The following is a 19181-nucleotide window of genomic DNA, read 5'->3' as shown; positions in this document are numbered from 1 at the left end:
CCTCAGACCCCCAGGTAATCGACGGGCGTGCGCTGCCCGCTCTTGGCCGCTTTGGCCACGGCAGCGGCCACGGCCAGAGATTTCACACCATCGACCCCATCGGCAGAGGGCCGCCCCTTGCCGTTGGCCGCGTCATGGAAAAGGCCAAGGGATCGCGCGTAAAGGTTGTGCGTCTCGAAAGGGACAGCCTCTTCGCCCGCCTCGGTCCGCAGGGTGATCTCGCCAACGGGTCGCTGCGTCATGACGTTCTTCGCAACGATCGAGCCCTTGGTGCCATGCACCTCGAAACCCGAGCTGGCGAAGCGGTGGGTGAAACTTTCATGCGTCAGCACCTGCACACCGGACGGCATCGCCCAGACGGACATCACGCTGTCTTCCACCCCCTGCCCGAGGCCGCTTGCGGTCTGCATCGCGACGACCTCGGCCGGGTCCTCGCCCAGATGGAACCGGACGGTATCGGCGTCATGGACCACGATATCGGGGATCACGCCGCCCCCGGCCTCGGGATTGTCGATGCGCCAGCCCTGCAGGTGCGGCGGCAGGTGGACAGCGTGGAACACCCGAACCGACAGAACATCGCCGATGCGGCCCGATTGCACGAGGTCCCGCATCGCCAGATGGCTGCCGGCGTTGCGCAGATGGTGGTTCGTGCCAAAGGTCAGGCCCGCATCCGCGGCAGCACGCACCATCGTCGCCGCGTCGGCCACCGTCATCGCCAGCGGCTTTTCACACAGCACATGCTTGCCCGCCGCAATCGCGGCCATGGCCTGCGCGAAATGCTTTTCATTGGTGGTCGAGATGTAGACCGCGTCGATATCGCCATCGAGCAGCGCGTCTAGGTCGGTCACCCCCACGGGAATATCATGCTCGGCGGCGTAGCTTTCGGCGCGGTCGGCACTGGAACTCAGGACAGAGGCCACCTCGCCACCAGCGGCGCGCATGGCACCGATCATGTGTTCAGATGCGATTGTACTAGCACCGATCAAACCCCAGCGCATGGCGTCCTCCGTTCCGGGTGGATAATTGGATCGTTCCAATTTGCTGGCTTTTTGGATCGTTCCAAATTCATTGTCAAGCCGCGCGTGATGTGCCGGCATCTACCTTCGGGTGGCCATGGCGCTGACGTGTTCAGCCGCCTCCCTGTATGTCAGGTCACATATGCCCCGCATTTCGTCAGCCGCGCCTCGAAATCCGCGATTCGTCCACGCGCCCCCTTCGAGGTGGAGACCATGCGGGCGATCAGCGCCTCGGCCAATGCGAAATAGGCAAGCAAACTCGGCAAGGCCTGGGGGCCATCCATCTTCGGGGTCAGGACGATCTCGGCGCCGTCCGCCAAGGGCGACGAATAAAAATCGGTAATGGCCAGAATGCGTGCACCGCGCGACTTCGCGATCTCATGGGCGCGAACGGCCTCGGCGGAATAGAGCGAGTAGGAAATCGGCACCACGACGTCGTTCGGCCCGGTCGCGGTCAACGTGTCGGCGATCGCGCCGGGCTCGGACGGGGTCGGGGCAAAATTGGCAAAGGCCATTCGGCCCGTATAGGACAGGTAATGCGCAATCGAGTAGCAGCTGCGCACCCCGACGCAATGGATCTGCCGCGCCGATAGCAGCAGGCTTGCGGCCTGGTCCACGCGCTCAACCGTCTCGGGATCGAACAGCGCACCGAGGTTCGATTGCGCCGCCCCGGCCAAGGCATCGAACAGCGCCCCCTTCTCGGTGTCTCGCAGGCGGGCGGCGCGGTCGGCATAGCTGTCCTCTCCACCTCGCAAAGCCTGTTGAAACGCCAGGCGGCAAGCCTCGTAGCCATCAAAGCCCAAGGCACGCGCAAGCCGGAACACCGTGTTCGGGTTCACATCAGCGAATTCGGCCAGGCCACGCACGGAATGAAAGGCCATTTCTTCCGGGTGCTTCTGCGCCCATTTTGCCAACTCGGCCACGCGGGGTGACGCGCCCCTTGCGATCTCCGCCAGCGCGCGGCGCAACGTGTCCATCGATGTGTGGCTTTCCGTGACGGCTTGAACGGTCAAGCGCTATCCCTCCCGCTTCCGCGACTCCCATCGCTGGTGAAACAGTTGATTGCAGATCTTGACCTCAGACAACCATTTGTTTCACTGTCCGCAGGTCTCGTGGCCCGGTGGGCCGCGCAATCGACAGGGAGAGTACTCATGAAAAAGCACGTTCTCGGTGGCCTCGTGGCCATCGCCGGCGCAGTTGCGGCCGGTGGCGCCACGGCCCAGGAAACCTTCATCACCATCGGCACCGGTGGCGTGACCGGGGTATACTACCCCACCGGCGGCGCGATCTGCCGCCTCGTGAACCGTGGCCGGTCCGAGCACGGCATCCGCTGCGGCGTCGAATCGACCGCAGGCTCGGTGTTCAACATCAACGCCATCCGCGGCGGTGAACTGGAATTCGGCGTGGCCCAGTCCGACTGGCAGTACCACGCGTTCAACGGCACCTCGCGCTTTGAAGAGCAGGGTCCGTTCGAAGAGCTTCGCGCCGTCTTCTCGGTGCACCCGGAGCCCTTCACGGTTGTCGCCCGCGCCGATGCCGGCATCGAGAACTTCGAAGACCTGCAGGGCATGCGCGTGAACGTCGGCAACCCCGGCTCGGGTCAGCGCGGCACGATGGAAGTGCTGATGGCCGAATTGGGCTGGACGATGGACGACTTCTCGGTCGCGTCCGAACTGCAAGCCGCCGAGCAGAGCCAGGCGCTGTGCGACAACAACATCGACGCGATGATCTACACCGTCGGCCACCCCTCCGGGTCGATCCAGGAAGCCACCACCGCCTGTGACAGCGTTCTGGTGAACGTCACCGGCGAAGCAGTCGACGCCCTGGTCGAAGCCAACCCGTTCTACCGCACCGCCACGATCCCCGGCGGCATGTATCGCGGCAATGACGAAGACACGACGACCTTCGGCGTCGGCGCGACCTTCGTCACCTCGGCGGACGTGCCCGAAGAGGTCGTCTACCAGGTCGTTCGCGCGATCTTCGAGGACATCGACCAGTTCCGCGGCCTGCACCCGGCCTTCGCCAACCTCGATCCGGCGGAAATGGCCAATGACGGCCTGTCGGCCCCGCTGCACCCGGGCGCCGAGCGTTACTATCGCGAAGCTGGCCTGATCGAATGATCTGCGGCAGTCTCGCCTAAGGGTATTGCCCGGAGCCGCACACGCGGCTCCGGGCTTTTTGTTTCGAAACGATCGGCCGGTATCCAGACCGGCAACCGGGGGAACGCGCATGACGAACGGCAACGAACAGCAGCAGGCCGGTGGCCGCCAGTTCAGCGACGAAGAACTTCAGGATCTCGTCGCCTCCAGCGATAGCGGCGCGCGCGAGCCGGACAATCGCGGTGTTGCGTTGCTGATCGCCGGATTGGCGCTGGCCTGGTCGCTGTTCCAGCTATGGATCGCGCAGCCGCAGCTTTGGTTCGCCGAGTATATCCCCGCGCTCAACTCGTCGCAGACGCGGCCCATCCACCTGACCTTCGCGATCGTTCTGGCGTTCCTCGCCTATCCGGCCTTCAAATCCTCGCCCCGCCACCGCATCCCGATCGCCGACTGGGTTCTTGCGATCGTCGGCGGTGGTGCGGCCTTCTACGTTTTCCTTTTCTCCGACACGCTGGCCCTGACCGCGCGCTCCGGCCTGCCGACGCAGACGCAGGTCATCATCGGCGCGATCGGCCTTCTGGTGCTGCTGGAGGCCAGCCGCCGCGCCCTTGGCCCGGCGCTGACGATCGTCGGCTCGATCTTCCTGCTGTATGCCTACATGGGCACCGGCTGGCTGATCCCCGAACTGATCGAGCATGAAGGTCTAAGCTTCACCGCGCTGATGAACGCTCAATGGCTGGATACCGCGGGCGTCTTCGGCATTCCCTTGGGCGTCTCCACGGCGTTTGTGTTCCTTTTCGTTCTTTTTGGCTCGCTCCTCGATAAGGCAGGCGCGGGCAATTACTTCATCAAGCTCGCCTTCGCGGGGCTCGGCCATCTGCGCGGCGGCCCGGCCAAGGCAGCGGTTGTCGGCTCGGCCATGACCGGCCTGATCTCGGGATCCTCCATCGCCAACGTGGTCACGACCGGCACCTTCACGATCCCGCTGATGAAACGTGTCGGCTTCACCAATGAACAGGCCGGCTCGGTCGAGGTGGCAAGCTCCGTGAACGGCCAGATCATGCCGCCCGTCATGGGCGCCGCGGCCTTCCTGATGGTCGAATTCATCGGCATTTCCTACGTCGAGGTCATCAAGCACGCCTTCATTCCGGCGGTGATTTCCTACATCGCGCTGGTCTACATCGTGCATCTCGAAGCCCTGAAGAAGGATATGCCTGCCCTGGGTGAGGCCAAGAGCTTCATCGGCATGCTGGTCAAGTTCTTCATCGGTTTCGCCGTCGCGGGCGCCGCCTTCACCGCGCTGATCTACGGCGTCGGAGCCTTGCGCGCCGTCGCCCCGGCGCTGGCCGGCCCGGTGATGATGGCGGTTCTGCTTGGCGTCTATGCCTTGCTCGTCGCCGTTGCAGCCCGCCGTCCGGACCTCGAAGTCGATGACCCGAACGATCCCGAGATCAAGCTGCCGACCGTGAAAGAGGTCTATGCCACGGGCCTGCACTACATCCTGCCCATCGTGGTGCTGGTCTGGTTCCTGATGGTCGAACGCCAGAGCCCGGCGAAGTCGGCCTTTTACGCGACCGCCCTCATGCTGCTGATCATCGTCACCCAGCGCCCGCTCAAGGCCATCTTCCGCGGGCAAGGCGGGCAGATGGTGTCCGAGTTCAAGGGCGGCCTTGCCGATCTGCTGGACGGGCTGATCGCGGGTGCACGCAACATGATCGGCATTGGCGTGGCCACGGCTGCCGCCGGTATCATCGTCGCGACGGTCACGAAGACGCCCATCGGCACGGAACTGGCCGGGCTGGTAGAACAGCTTTCGGGCGGCGTGCTGATCGTGATGCTGATGCTCGTCGGCCTGTTCTCCCTGATCCTCGGGATGGGGCTGCCGACCACGGCCAACTACATCGTGGTGTCGTCCCTGATGGCCTCGGTCGTGGTTTCGCTCGGTGCGCAAGAAGGGCTGATCGTCCCGCTCATCGCGGCGCACCTCTTCGTCTTCTATTTCGGCATCATGGCCGACGTGACGCCACCCGTCGGGCTGGCGAGTTTCGCGGCGGCCGCCGTGTCGGGGGGCGATCCGATCCGGACGGGCTTTACCGCCTTCTTCTACAGCCTGCGAACCGTCGCACTGCCGTTCCTGTTCATCTTCAACCCGACGCTGATCCTTTACGGCGTGGACCTGGGCACGACGGCGGGCATCCTTCAGGCCGTCTCGGTCTTCGTGATCGCGACCTTCGCCATGCTGCTTTTCGCGGCAGCAACCCAAGGGTACTTCCTGGCCCGGTCGCGTATCTACGAAAGCGCGGCACTCTTGCTGGTGGCCTTTACCCTGTTCGTGCCGAATGTGTGGTTGAACATGGTGCAGCCACCCTTCCGTGACGTGCCCCCCATCCAGTTCGAAGAGGCCCTCGCTGATGCGACGGAGGGCAGCCGCCTGCGGGTCGAGGTTCAAGGCCCCGATTTCGACACCGGGGAAACCACCTCGCTCACCCTGCCCATCGACATCGCAGCCGGAAGCGCGGCCGAGCGGCTTGACGCCACCGGCCTTCTGCTCTTCCCCGATGGCGAGGTGATGCGCCTCGATGAGCCGATGTTCGGAACCGACGCCGCCGAGGCGCTGGCCGATTTCGATTTCTACGCTGACGACCCGGTAACGCTGGCCTCGGTTCTTGTGCCGCGTGACCGGATGCCGGCGCAGATCTTCTACATTCCTGCGTTGCTGCTGCTGGGTCTGGTGATCCTGTTGCAGCGGCGGCGCCAGACCAAACCGGCCTTCTGAAGGAGGGGCGCGCATGTACAAGAAAATCCTGTTGCCCGTGGACCTGTCCGCGGAACATTCATGGGCCAAGGCCCTGCCGACCGCGCTCCGACTGGCCGGCCCGGAAGACGGCGTTCTGCATGTCGTGACGGTGGTTCCCGATTTCGGGATGTCGGTTGTCGGCACGTTTTTCGAGAAAGGCTACGAGGACAAGGCGCTTACCCATGTGGGCGAGGAACTGAAGGCTTGGGTCGCCCAGCATGTCCCCGCGGATGTCGAGGTGCACCCCCATGTCCTTCTGGGCCGCGTGTATGACGAGGTCATCTCGGCGGCGAACCGGCTCGACGTGGATGCCATCGTGCTGGCCTCCCATCGGCCTGAACTGAGTGACTATCTGATCGGCCCGAATGCGGCGCGCATCGTGCGCCACGCCAGGCAATCCGTTTTCGTGGTACGGGAGGGCTGACGCGATGGCCAACCATGTGTTCGGGCGCGGCTCCGGCGCATTGCCGACCGCGACACGGGGCGAAGGCTGCTACATCTATGACGAAACGGGCCGCGCCTATCTGGATGGATCGGGCGGGGCCGCCGTGTCCTGCCTTGGCCATTCCGATGAGACCGTGCGCGCGGCGATCCATGCACAGCTTGACCAGATCGCCTTTGCCCATACCGGGTTCTTCACGTCCGAACCGGCCGAGGCCCTGGCCGACAAACTGATCGCCCACGCGCCCGAGGGGATCGACCGTGTTTACCTGCTGTCCGGCGGGTCCGAAGCGGTCGAAGCCGCGATCAAGCTGGCGCGCCAGTATGCATTGGAGATTGGACAACCAGGCCGCCATCGCATCATCGCAAGGCGGCAAAGCTATCACGGCAACACGCTGGGGGCGCTTGCCGCAGGCGGCAACGCCTGGCGGCGCGAGAAATACGCCCCGCTCCTGATGGAGACGTATCACATCGATCCGTGCTTCGAGTATCACCACCGCCACGACGGGGAGAGCCTTGAGGATTACGGCCAGCGCGCGGCACAGGCCCTGGAGGATGAGATCCAGCGCCTCGGCCCCGAGACGGTGCTGGCCTTCATCGCCGAACCGGTCGTCGGCGCGACGGCTGGCGCCGTGCCGTCGGAGGGTGATTATTTCAAACATATCCGCGAGATCTGCGACCGGAACGGTGTGCTTCTGATCCTCGACGAGGTCATGTGCGGCATGGGACGGACGGGCACCTTCTTCGCTTGCGAGCAGGACGGCGTCGCGCCCGATATCGTGACCATCGCCAAAGGTCTTGGCGCGGGCTATGCGCCGATCGGCGCGATGCTGTCCTCGGCGCGGATCTTCGATGCAATCGCCCAAGGGTCCGGCAGCTTCCAGCATGGCCACACCTATCACGGCCACCCGCTGGCCGCCGCCGCCGGGAACGCTGTGGTCAGCCGCATCCTCGACGATGGGCTGTTGCCGCAGGTGCGAGCGCGGGGCGACACCCTCGAAGCGGCCTTGCGGCAGCGGTTCGGCCAACATCCCCATGTTGGCGATATCCGCGGGCGCGGCCTGTTCCGCGGGATCGAACTGGTCGAGGATCGCGATACGAAACAGAGTTTCGATCCAAGCCGCAAACTGAACGCAAAGGTCAAGAAGGCCGCCATGGACGAAGGCCTGATCTGTTACCCGGCGGGCGGAACGGTGGATGGACGCGTCGGGGATCACGTCCTGCTCGCGCCGCCCTTCATCATCAGCGAAGATCAGATCGGAGAACTGGTCGACAAACTGTCCAATGCCCTCGATCGGGCGCTGGCCGCGTAGTCGACGAAACCCATCTGCCAGAGACACGCAGGGACATACCGATGAGTCGCCTCGACGAAACACGCGCGATTCTGCGTGACCTGATCGCCTTTCCGACCGTGTCGGCCGATCCGAATGTCGAGATTACGGTGTATCTCGCCGACCGCCTCTCGGCGCTTGGCGCGCATGTGGAGCTGGTGACAGATCGCACCGGCCACAAGGCCAGCCTGTTCGCGCGTCTGGGCCCCGAGGTTGCGGGCGGCCTGCTGCTCTCGGGTCATACGGACGTGGTTCCGGTGACCGATCAGGCGTGGTCCAGCGACCCCTTCACTTTGCGTGAAGAGGACGGCCTGCTCTACGGGCGGGGCACTTGCGACATGAAAGGCTTCGTTGCCGCCTGCCTCGCCCATGCCGGCAGCGTCGACCCGGATGATCTGGAAACCCCACTCTATTTCGCCTTCACCTATGACGAAGAAGTGGGCTGCCTCGGCGCCCGTCAATTGGTGGACCACCTGAAAGGGCGCGCCCTTCTTCCCAGGCTTGCGGTCATTGGCGAACCGACCGAGATGCGCGTGATCGAAGGGCACAAGGGCTGCTGCGAATACACCACCGTGTTTTCCGGCCTCGAAGGGCACGGCTCGGCGCCCGACCTGGGCGTGAACGCCATCGAGTTCGCGACGCGATACGCGGCGAAACTCCTTGAACTCCGCGAAGAGCTCAAGGCGCGCGCGCCGACCTCCTGCCCGTTCGATCCGCCGTGGACGACCATTAACCTTGGCAGGCTGAGTGGCGGCACCGTCCACAACATCATCGCGAACCACGCCGAACTGGACTGGGAAATGCGCCCCGTCCAAGTCGAGGACGAAGCCTACGTGAAGGCCACGCTGACCAGCTTTGCGGAAACCGAGCTTCTGCCCGCCATGCGCGCCATCCATCCGGGCGCGACGATCGAAACAACGGTCATTGGCGAGGTGGCCGGTCTGGAACCGGACAAAGGCAACCGGACCCGGGATATCCTGCTGGAGCTGACCGGCGCCAATCGCGCCGAAACGGTGCCCTTCGGAACCGAAGCGGGCCTCTTCCAATCGCTCGGCATGGAAACCGTCGTCTGTGGCCCCGGCTCGATCGAGCAGGCCCACAAGGCGGATGAGTTCATCTCCCTCAGCCAGTTGCAGGCCTGCCTTGACCTTTTGGACCGCCTGGTGCCGCGCGCGACACGGTCAGCCTGAACGTGAAACTTTCGTGACAGCGCCGATCTCGGCTTGTCCGCCCCCATTAATTCGATATTTTCCGAATTATGGAAAATTTGATTCCCGACCGCCTGACGATCCTGGGCCATCCGCAGCGGCTGGCGATCTTTCGCCTCTTGATGCGCCGTTACCCCGACCGGGTTTCGGCCGGTGAGATCGCCGAGGTGCTCGATATCAAGCCGAGCACGCTTTCCGGTTATCTCGCCTCGCTCGTCCACGCTGCCCTGGTCACACAGGACCGGGTCAGCCGGTCACTGCTTTACGCCATCAACATGACAGAGGTGCGAAAGACGCTCGACTACCTGGTAACGGATTGTTGCCGGGGACGGGCCGACCTCTGCCTGCCTCCACTTTCGTCCCCTGAGCCACAGGAGCCCGCCATGTCGGCCCGCAAATTTAACGTCCTGTTCATTTGCACTGGAAATTCAGCCCGTTCAATCTTTGCCGAAGCCCTGCTGCGCGCCGAGGCGGGTGGCCGGTTCAACGCCTACTCCGCCGGCACGAAACCCTATTCGGAACTGAACCCCTTCGCCTTGCAAGTTTTGGCCGACAAGGGCCACGACACCTCGGTTCTTCGGTCCAAGAACATCGCGGAGTTTCAGGGCGATGACGCGCCGGTGTTGGACTTCGTCTTCACAGTCTGCAACCAGGCTGCAAACGAGGACTGCCCGGCTTGGCAGGGCCAACCCGTCAGCGCCCATTGGGGCATGACCGACCCGGTCAAGGCCGAGGGCACCGACGCCCAGAAATCGCTGGCCTTCCAACAGGCCTATGGCGCGCTTCGCAACCGCATCCGCGCTTTCGCCGCTCTGCCGGTCGATGCGCTGGACCGGATTTCGCTACAAAAAGCGGTGGACGATATCGGCCGCACGACCGAGGAGACCTCCGCATGACTGTCTACGCGCTGAACGGCCTCGGCCGGATCGGGAAGCTTGCCCTGAAGCCGCTGCTGGCCAGCGGTGCCGAGATTGCATGGATCAACGACGCCGTCGGCGACCCGGCCATGCATGCGCACCTGCTTGAGTTCGACACGGTGCATGGCCGATGGGACGCCGCCTTTTCGCATGACGACAGCAGCGTCACGATCGACGGCAATCGCCTGCCCTTCATCGGCACGCGCGACCTCGGCGCACTGCCGCTCGACGGGGTGGATGTCGTCATCGATTGCACCGGCGCCTTCAAATCCCAGGCCAAGCTCGCCCCCTACTTCGAAGCCGGCGTGAAAAAGGTCGTCGTGTCCGCCCCGGTCAAGGACGGGCCGACAGCCAACATCGTATACGGCGTCAATCACGACATCTACGACCCCGCACAGCACCACATCGTCACCGCCGCCAGTTGCACCACCAATTGCCTCGCGCCCGTGGTGAAGGTCATCCACGAAAATATCGGCATCAAGCACGGCTCGATCACCACGATCCACGACGTGACCAACACCCAGACCATCGTTGACCGGCCTGCGAAGGACCTGCGCCGCGCGCGTTCGGCGCTGAATTCCCTGATCCCCACGACGACCGGCAGCGCCACCGCGATCACGCTGATCTATCCCGAACTCAAGGGTCGCCTGAACGGCCATGCCGTGCGGGTGCCTCTGCTGAATGCGTCGATCACGGACTGCGTTTTCGAGGTCGAGCGCCACACCACCGTCGAAGAGGTGAACGCCTTGTTCGAAGCGGCTGCGACGGGGGAGTTGTCGGGGATCCTCGGCTACGAGGAACGGCCACTGGTCTCTGCTGACTACACGAATGATACCCGCTCTGGCATCGTCGACGCGCCCTCGACCATGGTGGTGAACGGAACCCAGGTGAAAGTCTACGTCTGGTACGACAATGAAATGGGCTACGCGCATCGCCTGGTTGATGTCGCCCGCATGGTCGGGGCATCGCTGTGAGCGCACAGGCCAAGGACCGCCCCGAGGGTCTGTCGGCCTATATCGCCGTGACCGCCGCCTATTGGGCCTTCATGCTGACCGATGGCGCCTTGCGTATGCTGGTGCTGCTGCATTTCCACACGCTTGGCTTCAGCCCGATCCAACTCGCCTATCTTTTCGTGCTCTACGAGATCGCGGGGATGGTGACGAACCTCTCGGCCGGGTGGCTGGCGGCGCGGTTTGGCCTGACCTCGACCCTCTATGCAGGGCTTGGCATCCAGGTTGTCGCTTTGCTGGCGCTGGCGCAGCTCAATCCCGGTTGGGCGGTCACGCTTTCCGTCGCTTATGTCATGGTCGTCCAAGGCGCGTCCGGCGTGGCGAAGGACCTTGCGAAGATGTCCTCGAAATCCGCCGTCAAGCTTTTGGCGCCCAAGGAAGACGGCGGGCTGTTTCGCTGGGTCGCCGTTCTGACGGGCTCGAAGAACGCGGTCAAAGGTCTTGGGTTCCTGCTTGGTGCGGCGCTTCTCGCGACCATGGGCTTCGTCTGGGCCACCCTGGTCATGGCGGCTGTCCTTGCCGTGATCCTTGTCACCATCGTCGTGACCATGCCCAGTGGCCTGCCCAAGGGCCGCAAGGGCGCCAAGTTTTCCGAGGTGTTTTCAAAATCGGCCAACGTGAACTGGCTGAGCGCGGCGCGTGTGTTTCTTTTCGGCGCGCGGGATGTGTGGTTCGTCGTCGGCATCCCGATCTATTTCTACGCCGTTCTCTCGGACGGCAGCGAAGAGCAGAACCGCGCGGCATTCTTCATGATCGGCACCTTCATGGCCGTCTGGATCATCCTCTATGGCATCGTGCAGGCAAATGCCCCGCGCGTCTTGCGGGCCAAGGACCGGTCGGAAAGCGCCTTGATCGGCGCAGCAAAAGCGTGGGCCTGGGGCTTGTTCCTCGTTCCCTTTGCCCTGAGCGCCGCAGCATTGGCTTCGCCTGAGCCGCAGCCTTGGCTGACGGTCACGCTGGTTGCGGGGCTCTTGTTGTTCGGGGCGCTCTTTGCCGTGAACTCGGCGCTGCATTCCTACCTGATCCTCGCGTTCACGCGGGACGAACGTGTAACGATGGATGTCGGGTTCTACTACATGGCGAATGCCGGAGGGCGGCTGATCGGGACCGTTTTGTCGGGCCTGACCTATCAGGTCGGGGGGCTCGCACTGACCCTCGGCACCGCGGCGGGGATGGTCGCGTTGTCAGCCCTGACCGCGGCGCGGCTGAAAGCGCCCGACAGGACCGAAGCCGTCGCGTGATCCCGGCACCGAGGGTCACAAGACAGCTTTGAATTTAGTTCGATTATCCATGTCGCGGATCGCACAGAACTGAGCACGCCTCATAATCATCCGTAGAAACATTCAATTCAACTCATGTTCGGCAGGCCCTATATAGCGGTTCAATCCAAGGATCGGACCGACGCCCATGTTGAACTTCTCCCTGCCCGACAGCCCCGTGCTTGCCACCCTTCGTGCGCTTGCCGCCGAACGTATTCTGGTGCTCGACGGCGCGATGGGCACCATGATCCAGACACTCAACATGACGGAAGAGGATTTCACCGGGAACGGTCACATCCATGGCCCCGGCTGCCGACACCACTACGACGCCGAGCATCCGCAGCAGGGCAACAACGACCTGTTGGTGCTGACCCAGCCACAGGCGGTCGAGGACATCCAGTTCGAGTTCGCCATGGCGGGTGCCGATATCCTGGAGACCAACACGTTTTCAGCCACGACCATCGCCCAGGCCGATTACGGAATGGAGGCTGCGGTGCACGACCTGAACGTCGCCGGTGCGCAGGTTGCGCGCCGCGCGGCGGATCGCGCCACGGCCCAGGATGGCCGCCCGCGCTTTGTCGCCGGGGCGGTCGGGCCGACGAACCGCACCGCCTCGATCAGCCCGGACGTGAATGACCCGGGCTACCGGGCCGTGACCTTCGACGAGTTGCGGATCGCCTACGGTCAACAGATCGACGGGTTGATCGAGGGCGGCGCCGACCTGATCTTGATCGAGACGATCTTTGACACGCTCAACGCAAAGGCCGCGATCTTTGCCGCGCATGAGAGTTTCGCCCGCGCCGGGCGGCGTCTGCCCATCATGATCTCCGGCACGATTACCGACGCCTCCGGGCGGACCTTGTCGGGCCAGACGCCGACTGCCTTCTGGCATTCGGTCGCCCATGCGAGGCCCTTCAGCGTCGGGCTGAATTGCGCGCTCGGGGCGGCGGCGATGCGCCCGCACATGGCCGAAATCGCCACTGTGGCCACGACCCATACCTGCGCCTATCCCAATGCCGGGCTGCCGAATGCCTTTGGCGCCTATGACGAAAGCCCGGATCAAACCGCCGCGCAGGTGGCGGAGTTCGCCCGCGACGGAATCGTCAACGTGGTCGGCGGCTGCTGCGGGACCACACCCGATCATATTCGCGCCATCGCCGACGCGGTGGCCCCCTTCGCCCCCAGAAAGGTGCCGGCATGACCGAGAGATACCTTCGCCTTTCGGGTCTCGAGCCCTTTGTCCTGACGCCGGACATTCCCTTCGTGAATATCGGCGAGCGCACGAACGTGACCGGCTCGGCCCGCTTCCGCAAACTGATCGTCAACCGCGACTATGCCGCAGCACTGGACGTCGCCCGCGACCAGGTGGAGAACGGCGCCCAGGTTATCGACGTCAACATGGACGAGGGGCTGATCGACAGCAAACAGGCGATGATCGAGTTCCTGAACCTCATCGCCTCCGAGCCTGATATCGCCCGCGTGCCGATCATGATCGACAGCTCGAAGTGGGAGGTGATCGAAGCCGGCCTGCAATGCGTACAGGGCAAGCCGGTGGTGAACTCCATCAGCCTGAAAGAAGGCGAAGAGGCGTTCCGCCATCACGCCGGTCTCTGCATGGGCTATGGCGCAGCCGTCGTGGTCATGGCCTTTGACGAGGCCGGGCAGGCCGACACCTTCGAGCGCAAGACCGAGATCTGCGCCCGCGCCTACCGCATCCTGGTGGACGAGATGGGCTTTCCGCCCGAAGACATCATCTTCGACCCCAATGTCTTTGCCGTCGCCACCGGCATCGAGGACCACGACAACTATGGCGTCGATTTCATCGAGGCCACGCGCTGGATCCGGCAGAACCTGCCGCATGCCCACGTGTCGGGCGGTGTGTCGAACCTCTCGTTCAGCTTCCGCGGCAACGAACCGGTGCGCGAGGCGATGCACGCGGTCTTCCTCTACCACGCCATCAAGGCAGGCATGGACATGGGGATCGTCAACGCGGGACAGCTGGCGGTCTATGACCAGATCGACCCAGAGCTGCGCGAGGCGTGCGAGGACGTCGTCCTGAACCGCCAGCCCAAGGCAGGCGGCACGGCCACCGAAAACCTCCTCGACATTGCAGACCGCTTCAAGGGCGGCAAGCGCGAGGAAAAGGTGCGCGACCTCGCATGGCGCGACTGGCCGGTGGAAAAGCGGCTGGAGCATGCGCTGGTCAACGGCATCACCGAATTCATCGAGGAAGACACCGAGGCCGCGCGAGGCGCTGCCGAGCGCCCCCTTCACGTCATCGAAGGCCCGCTGATGGCCGGGATGAACGTGGTGGGCGACCTCTTCGGTGCAGGCAAGATGTTCCTGCCGCAGGTGGTCAAATCCGCGCGCGTGATGAAGCAGGCCGTCGCGGTTCTGCTCCCCTACATGGAAGAGGAAAAGCGCCTGTCGGGCGGCGACGGGCGTCAATCGGCGGGCAAGGTCCTGATGGCGACCGTCAAGGGCGACGTGCACGACATTGGCAAGAACATCGTCGGCGTCGTCCTTGCCTGCAACAACTACGAGATCGTGGACCTTGGCGTGATGGTCCCGCCGCAGAAGATCCTGCAGGTCGCCCGAGAAGAGAATGTGGATATCATCGGCCTTTCCGGCCTCATCACCCCGTCGCTTGACGAGATGGTGCACCTCGCCTCCGAGATGGAGCGCGAAGGTTTCGACATTCCGTTGCTGATCGGCGGCGCGACAACCTCGAAGGTGCACACGGCCGTCAAGATCGCGCCGCGCTATACGCGCGGGCAGGCCGTCTACGTCACCGATACCAGCCGCGCGGTCGGCGTTGTCGGCGCGCTGCTCAGCCCCACGCAGAAGGAGCAGTACGTTTCGGGCATCCAAGCGGACTATGCCGAGGTCGCCGAGAAACACGAGCGCGGCGAGCGCGCCAAGCAGCGCGTGCCGCTGGCCGCGGCACGGGCCAACGCGCTCAAGCTTGACTGGGATGCCTACGCGCCGCAGGCCCCATCCTTTACCGGCACGCAGGTGGTCGAGGATTGGGACCTGGCCGAGATCGCCCGCTACATCGATTGGACGCCGTTTTTCCACACATGGGAGATGCGCGGCGTCTATCCCAAGATCCTCGATGATGAGAAACAGGGCGAGGCCGCGCGCGCCCTTTTCGCCGATGCGCAGGACATGCTGAACCGTATCATCGACGAACGCTGGTTCACGCCGCGCGCCGTGGTGGGGTTTTGGCCCGCCAACGCGGTCGGCGACGACATCCACCTGTTTTCCGGCGCGGATCGGACCGAGACACTCGCCACGTTCCACACGCTGCGCCAGCAGACGGCCAAGCGTGGTGACCGACGCAATCTGGCCTTGTCGGATTTCGTGGCGCCCGAGGGCAAAGGCGCAGATCACATCGGCGGGTTCGTCGTGACGGCAGGCCCCGAAGAGATCGAGATCGCCGAGCGGCTGGACAAGGCCAACGACAATTACGGCGCAATCCTTGTGAAGGCGCTGGCCGACCGGATCGCCGAAGCCATGGCCGAGATGCTGCACGAACGCGTGCGCCGCGAGTTCTGGGGCTACGCAGCGGAGGAAGCCTTCGACCCGCAGCAATTGATCGGCGAACCCTATGATGGCATCCGTCCCGCGGCCGGCTATCCCGCGCAGCCCGACCACACCGAGAAGCGGACCCTGTTCCAGCTTCTCGACGCCGAGGAGGCAACCGGGGTTCGCTTGACTGAAAGCATGGCAATGTGGCCCGGATCCTCCGTCTCGGGCCTCTATATCGGCCACCCCGACAGCTACTATTTCGGCGTTGGCAAGGTCGAACGCGACCAGGTCGAGGATTATGCGCGGCGCAAAGGGATTGACGTGGAGGAGGCCGAGCGCTGGCTTGCGCCGGTGCTGAACTACGTGCCTGGATCGGTGTCAAATCGCTCCGCCGCCTGATGGATGCGGAAATTTGAAAGACCGTGGGACGGGAGGTCAGCCTGCCTGGTCTTGGCGATGTGCCCCATGCTTGATGAGAGTTTGGAGGCTTGAAGCTGGACCTTTTCCTTCGTCACAACCACGCGCAGATTGTTCCCATGCCACTGATCCGGGAGGCTCATAATAGGACACCCAGAACGAGAGGGCGCTTGATCGTGGTGCTTGCACTTGCAAATGCTTTCAAATTCGCAGCCACGGTGGCGAAGTCGACTGCAAAACGAGGGAAGTGGCGGAGGCCAGGTCAACCACGGTGGCGCCTTCCCAACCGGAGCCTACTTGATCCGCAAGCCGGATCAGGCGTAAGGGCATACCAATTGCATGAGCTTCTCGTAGCCTCAGGGCTGTGGACGTCCCAATCGGAGCGTGACCGCCGCAGAAGTCGGCCGACGCCTCGGCACAAATAGAGCAGTCAAGGACAGTTCCTTTGCGTAAGTCGATTCTGGTAATCGTGAAAGGCCCGCCTTCCGACGACAAGGCAAAGGCCGGGCTTTTTCCCGTCACCATCCGGCAGTTCTGCACCATCTTCGAGACGGTGTATGTTTTCTCCATCAAGGATCAAAAGGGCGAGAAGGCCGAGACGCTCAACAATCTTGGCGACGCCATTTACATCAACCCACTCATGGCACCCGGCACGTTTCTTGGAGACATGCCGGTCAACGCCGTCAATTCGCAGCTGATCGCCTCAGCTGTCGCCTCCTTCTGCAATGGGAAAGACATCGACCTTGTCCTGTCCCTGCAAAGCGCACCGGATTCCGGCAAGTTCGCCAAGCAGGTTGCCAACCGTCTGGGCCGTCCCTTTGGAAGCTGGGAGCATCTCACGTCTTACGAACGCAAACGCTTCATAGGGCAGCGACGGAGGCTCAAGGATTTTTTCCGCAAGGCCGACGGGATAGCGGCTGTGTCTGAGCCAGTTCTTTCGCACATCCAAAGTAATTTTGGGGTGACCCTGAAGAACTCCGTCGCGATCCCTAACCCGGCCCCCGAAGATATCGAAAGCTCGGAGCCGGTAGATACCACTTCCTTTGAGAGTTACCGAAAAAGCGGGCCAATGATCGGCGCATGGACAAAATGGCGCAAGATCAAACGCTTGGATATTCTGATCGACGCTTTCTTGATGACACTGGAAAGGTTCCCAGACGCGCAACTCTTGGTGGCTGGTCGCGTGATGCATGAACCGGGACCCAAGGCTCAGCACCCGAATATCCATTTCCTCGGACACCTTTCGCGCGACCAAGTTCGTAGCCTGGCACATGCGGTCGATTTTTGTTGTGTGCCAAGTGATTATGAAACTTTCGGTCTGCCAATCGTCGAAGCGCTTGCAGCAGGAAAGCCGGTCGTGGCCACGAATTCGGACGGCCCCAAGAGTATCATGACCGAAGACTACCTTGGGGAGTTAACCCCCACGGGCGACTTGAACAGCTTCGCAGACGCGATGGTGCAAACAGTTGAGCGGCTTCAAGACTACGACGCGCATGAGATACGACAGTTTGCGATATCACGTTACGGGAAGCAGGCGCAGATTGACCGCTGGGCCGCGTTCTTCGACACGATGACCGGCTGAGTGCGCGACTGGTTCAAAGCTGTAGACAGGTTTTTGTAAGGGTGCTCGCGGACCCAAGAACAAGGCCTTGACCCAGCAGCGCCGGCAAGCCCGCAGCCCATCGAGCGCGACAGCAGGCGTCAAGCGCCGCCTGTTCGTGTTTTCTCGAATTGCAGCATTCGTTCAGCGGCGATTTCCTTGTTCCGCTTCTTACGGCGCCAGCGCAACAAGGGTTCGTTCCACCGCTTCTTGAATGTCTTTCTTCTGCCCCCCGAAGCCTCGATGTCGCTTTCCAGACCCTCCTGCGTCACGGGCGACGGCCAGACCACAAGACCAGTCCCGCTCCTGATCATGTCCTCGCTCAACTGTTTGTCGACCGGCATCAAGATCTTGCGGTAGCGTTGCACAAATCGCTCCGCTCCCGGTCGCGTCCAGAGGATGGCGTGCATTCGGATAGGGAAAAAATGCCCAATACAAATCTCGTGCCCGGCGAACGCCGCGACACGGCTTGACATCTGATTGATGTTCAGTGCGCCGAAATGGACAACATCCCATTCCAGATCGATGCCATCCAGAGTTTGGATGATACCCTCCACCAGTTGAGCGAGCTTCTCCGGTACGAGAGCATCATCCTCGAAAATGATCGCATGATCTGCGTCGGACGACAGGAAGGCGTCGAGACTTGCAAGGTGGCTTTGATAACAAGCAACCTCCGATGCGAGCAGCGACCGCCCTATCGTCGCTGCAGTGTCCTTGTCGGAGTAAGCGTCGAACGATGCCAGGTCCAGTTCTTGGCCGTCACAGGCCTCGATGCGCTGCCAATTCTTGAAACCGGCATCCCGGAGCCGAGCCTCCATCGCTGCCCGCCGTCTTTCGCTACGCAAAAGGTTAATGTAGAGAACGAGCGGTTCCTTCATGACAGTCGTGCGCCTCTAATTATCCCGAACAGTGCATCACTACGGTGCCCAAGGTGTCGTTGAACCGGTTCGTTCACCGCAATAGCTCGGCTTCGTGCCCCAAGCCCGCGTGAAACTTCTCGAGACCCGCTACTCGGTCGTCAATCCGGCAGTCTCGTGAAACGCTCAAAGCTTTTGGACAGCGCCTCGAACCGCGATCTTTCCCAACGATTTATCGACGATCTGCGGTTATGGGAAGAACCTCGAGATAGTCTTCTGGTCCTGGGACGCATTGAAGAACTCGTTCTATCTATCGAAGGAAACCCGTCGTTTTCATTGCCGTGTTTCGATCGCAACGCCCCAAAGCATCGGCTGCACCTCTGGCAGCTGCCGGCGCGAACTGCAGGCGAGTTAGATGCGGATCAGAGACCTTTACAGGGATAAGATGCAACGGTTTCTGTTGCCGTTTTTCAGGCGGCTTTTACTGGACGCGCGTGCGGACAGGGCCCGGACACGTGTTTCGCGTGGGATGCTACGCCATCTGACGAGCTTTTAAGAGTTTGTTATGGTTTATGTTTTTGGTTGCGGGGGTAGGATTTGAACCTACGACCTTCAGGTTATGAGCCTGACGAGCTACCGGGCTGCTCCACCCCGCGCCAAGTCCTCGGAGGGACCTATTTTTGGTGATCCGAGGTATG

12 protein-coding genes, 1 tRNA gene and 1 pseudogene are annotated in these 19181 nt (G+C 62.7%); 10 read left to right on the top strand and 4 right to left on the bottom strand.

The window, feature by feature from the left end; genetic code table 11:
- Nucleotides 1–2: 2 nt before the first annotated feature.
- Nucleotides 3–998, bottom strand: coding sequence for a Gfo/Idh/MocA family protein (locus KUV65_RS14505; protein WP_222191448.1), 996 nt, complete (start codon nt 996–998; stop codon nt 3–5).
- A gap of 149 nt (nt 999–1147) precedes the next feature.
- Nucleotides 1148–2029: a MurR/RpiR family transcriptional regulator gene (locus tag KUV65_RS14500; protein WP_222191447.1), complete on the bottom strand. Its 882-nt coding sequence runs from the start codon at nt 2027–2029 to the stop codon at nt 1148–1150.
- A gap of 138 nt (nt 2030–2167) precedes the next feature.
- Here KUV65_RS14500 and KUV65_RS14495 point away from each other — a divergent pair, with 138 nt between their 5' ends.
- The 10 genes and pseudogenes from KUV65_RS14495 (at nt 2168) to KUV65_RS14450 (ending at nt 17608) form a co-directional block, all read left to right on the top strand.
- Nucleotides 2168–3136, top strand: coding sequence for a TAXI family TRAP transporter solute-binding subunit (locus KUV65_RS14495; RefSeq protein WP_222191446.1), 969 nt, complete (start codon nt 2168–2170; stop codon nt 3134–3136).
- Between the two features lie 109 nt (nt 3137–3245).
- Nucleotides 3246–5891 (top strand): TRAP transporter permease, encoded by a 2646-nt coding sequence (locus KUV65_RS14490; RefSeq protein ID WP_222191445.1) that lies wholly within the window; start codon nt 3246–3248, stop codon nt 5889–5891.
- A 13-nt stretch (nt 5892–5904) separates the two neighbouring features.
- Complete coding sequence (locus KUV65_RS14485) at nt 5905–6336, top strand: universal stress protein (protein WP_222191444.1); 432 nt, start codon at nt 5905–5907, stop codon at nt 6334–6336.
- Nucleotides 6337–6340: 4 nt separating this feature from the next.
- Nucleotides 6341–7666 carry an aspartate aminotransferase family protein gene (locus tag KUV65_RS14480; RefSeq protein ID WP_222191443.1) on the top strand — a complete coding sequence of 442 codons (1326 nt, stop codon included), beginning with the start codon at nt 6341–6343 and terminating at the stop codon, nt 7664–7666.
- Nucleotides 7667–7707: 41 nt separating this feature from the next.
- Nucleotides 7708–8874 carry an acetylornithine deacetylase gene (argE, locus tag KUV65_RS14475; protein WP_222191442.1) on the top strand — a complete coding sequence of 389 codons (1167 nt, stop codon included), beginning with the start codon at nt 7708–7710 and terminating at the stop codon, nt 8872–8874.
- Nucleotides 8875–8942: 68 nt separating this feature from the next.
- Nucleotides 8943–9788 carry an arsenate reductase/protein-tyrosine-phosphatase family protein gene (locus tag KUV65_RS14470; protein WP_222191441.1) on the top strand — a complete coding sequence of 282 codons (846 nt, stop codon included), beginning with the start codon at nt 8943–8945 and terminating at the stop codon, nt 9786–9788.
- Nucleotides 9785–10783, top strand: coding sequence for an ArsJ-associated glyceraldehyde-3-phosphate dehydrogenase (locus KUV65_RS14465; RefSeq protein ID WP_222191440.1), 999 nt, complete (start codon nt 9785–9787; stop codon nt 10781–10783). The genes KUV65_RS14470 and KUV65_RS14465 overlap by 4 nt, the downstream gene beginning before the upstream one ends.
- A complete protein-coding gene (arsJ, locus tag KUV65_RS14460; RefSeq protein WP_222191439.1) occupies nt 10780–12060 on the top strand; it encodes an organoarsenical effux MFS transporter ArsJ in 1281 nt (426 codons plus the stop codon). Before KUV65_RS14465 ends, arsJ begins: the two co-directional genes overlap by 4 nt.
- A gap of 166 nt (nt 12061–12226) precedes the next feature.
- Nucleotides 12227–16008: pseudogene (gene metH / locus KUV65_RS14455) on the top strand (methionine synthase).
- 463 nt (nt 16009–16471) lie between these two features.
- A complete protein-coding gene (locus KUV65_RS14450) occupies nt 16472–17608 on the top strand; it encodes a glycosyltransferase family 4 protein (RefSeq protein WP_222191438.1) in 1137 nt (378 codons plus the stop codon).
- Between the two features lie 119 nt (nt 17609–17727).
- On the opposite strand, the gene KUV65_RS14445 is transcribed toward KUV65_RS14450, so the two are convergent.
- The gene (locus KUV65_RS14445; RefSeq protein ID WP_222191437.1) at nt 17728–18504 is read right to left on the bottom strand and encodes a glycosyltransferase family 25 protein; all 777 of its coding nucleotides are present in this window, start codon (nt 18502–18504) and stop codon (nt 17728–17730) included.
- A 558-nt stretch (nt 18505–19062) separates the two neighbouring features.
- A tRNA-Met gene (locus tag KUV65_RS14440) sits at nt 19063–19139 on the bottom strand.
- Nucleotides 19140–19181 lie beyond the last annotated feature (42 nt).

The organism is Maritalea mobilis, from assembly GCF_019800885.1.
Classification (GTDB): domain Bacteria; phylum Pseudomonadota; class Alphaproteobacteria; order Rhodobacterales; family Rhodobacteraceae; genus Roseibacterium; species Roseibacterium beibuensis.
The sequence above is the reverse complement of the archived record's forward strand: the minus strand, read 5'-3'. Positions and strand labels throughout refer to the sequence as shown.

Bases quoted from the DNA above. Each gene is read 5' to 3' on its own strand.
- KUV65_RS14505 (WP_222191448.1), bottom strand. From the start codon at position 998: ATGCGCTGGGGTTTGATCGGTGCTAGTACAATCGCATCTGAACACATG.
- KUV65_RS14495 (WP_222191446.1), top strand. From the start codon at position 2,168: ATGAAAAAGCACGTTCTCGGTGGCCTCGTGGCCATCGCCGGCGCAGTT.
- KUV65_RS14490 (WP_222191445.1), top strand. From the start codon at position 3,246: ATGACGAACGGCAACGAACAGCAGCAGGCCGGTGGCCGCCAGTTCAGC.
- KUV65_RS14485 (WP_222191444.1), top strand. From the start codon at position 5,905: ATGTACAAGAAAATCCTGTTGCCCGTGGACCTGTCCGCGGAACATTCA.
- KUV65_RS14480 (WP_222191443.1), top strand. From the start codon at position 6,341: ATGGCCAACCATGTGTTCGGGCGCGGCTCCGGCGCATTGCCGACCGCG.
- argE (WP_222191442.1), top strand. From the start codon at position 7,708: ATGAGTCGCCTCGACGAAACACGCGCGATTCTGCGTGACCTGATCGCC.
- KUV65_RS14470 (WP_222191441.1), top strand. From the start codon at position 8,943: ATGGAAAATTTGATTCCCGACCGCCTGACGATCCTGGGCCATCCGCAG.
- KUV65_RS14465 (WP_222191440.1), top strand. From the start codon at position 9,785: ATGACTGTCTACGCGCTGAACGGCCTCGGCCGGATCGGGAAGCTTGCC.
- KUV65_RS14445 (WP_222191437.1), bottom strand. From the start codon at position 18,504: ATGAAGGAACCGCTCGTTCTCTACATTAACCTTTTGCGTAGCGAAAGA.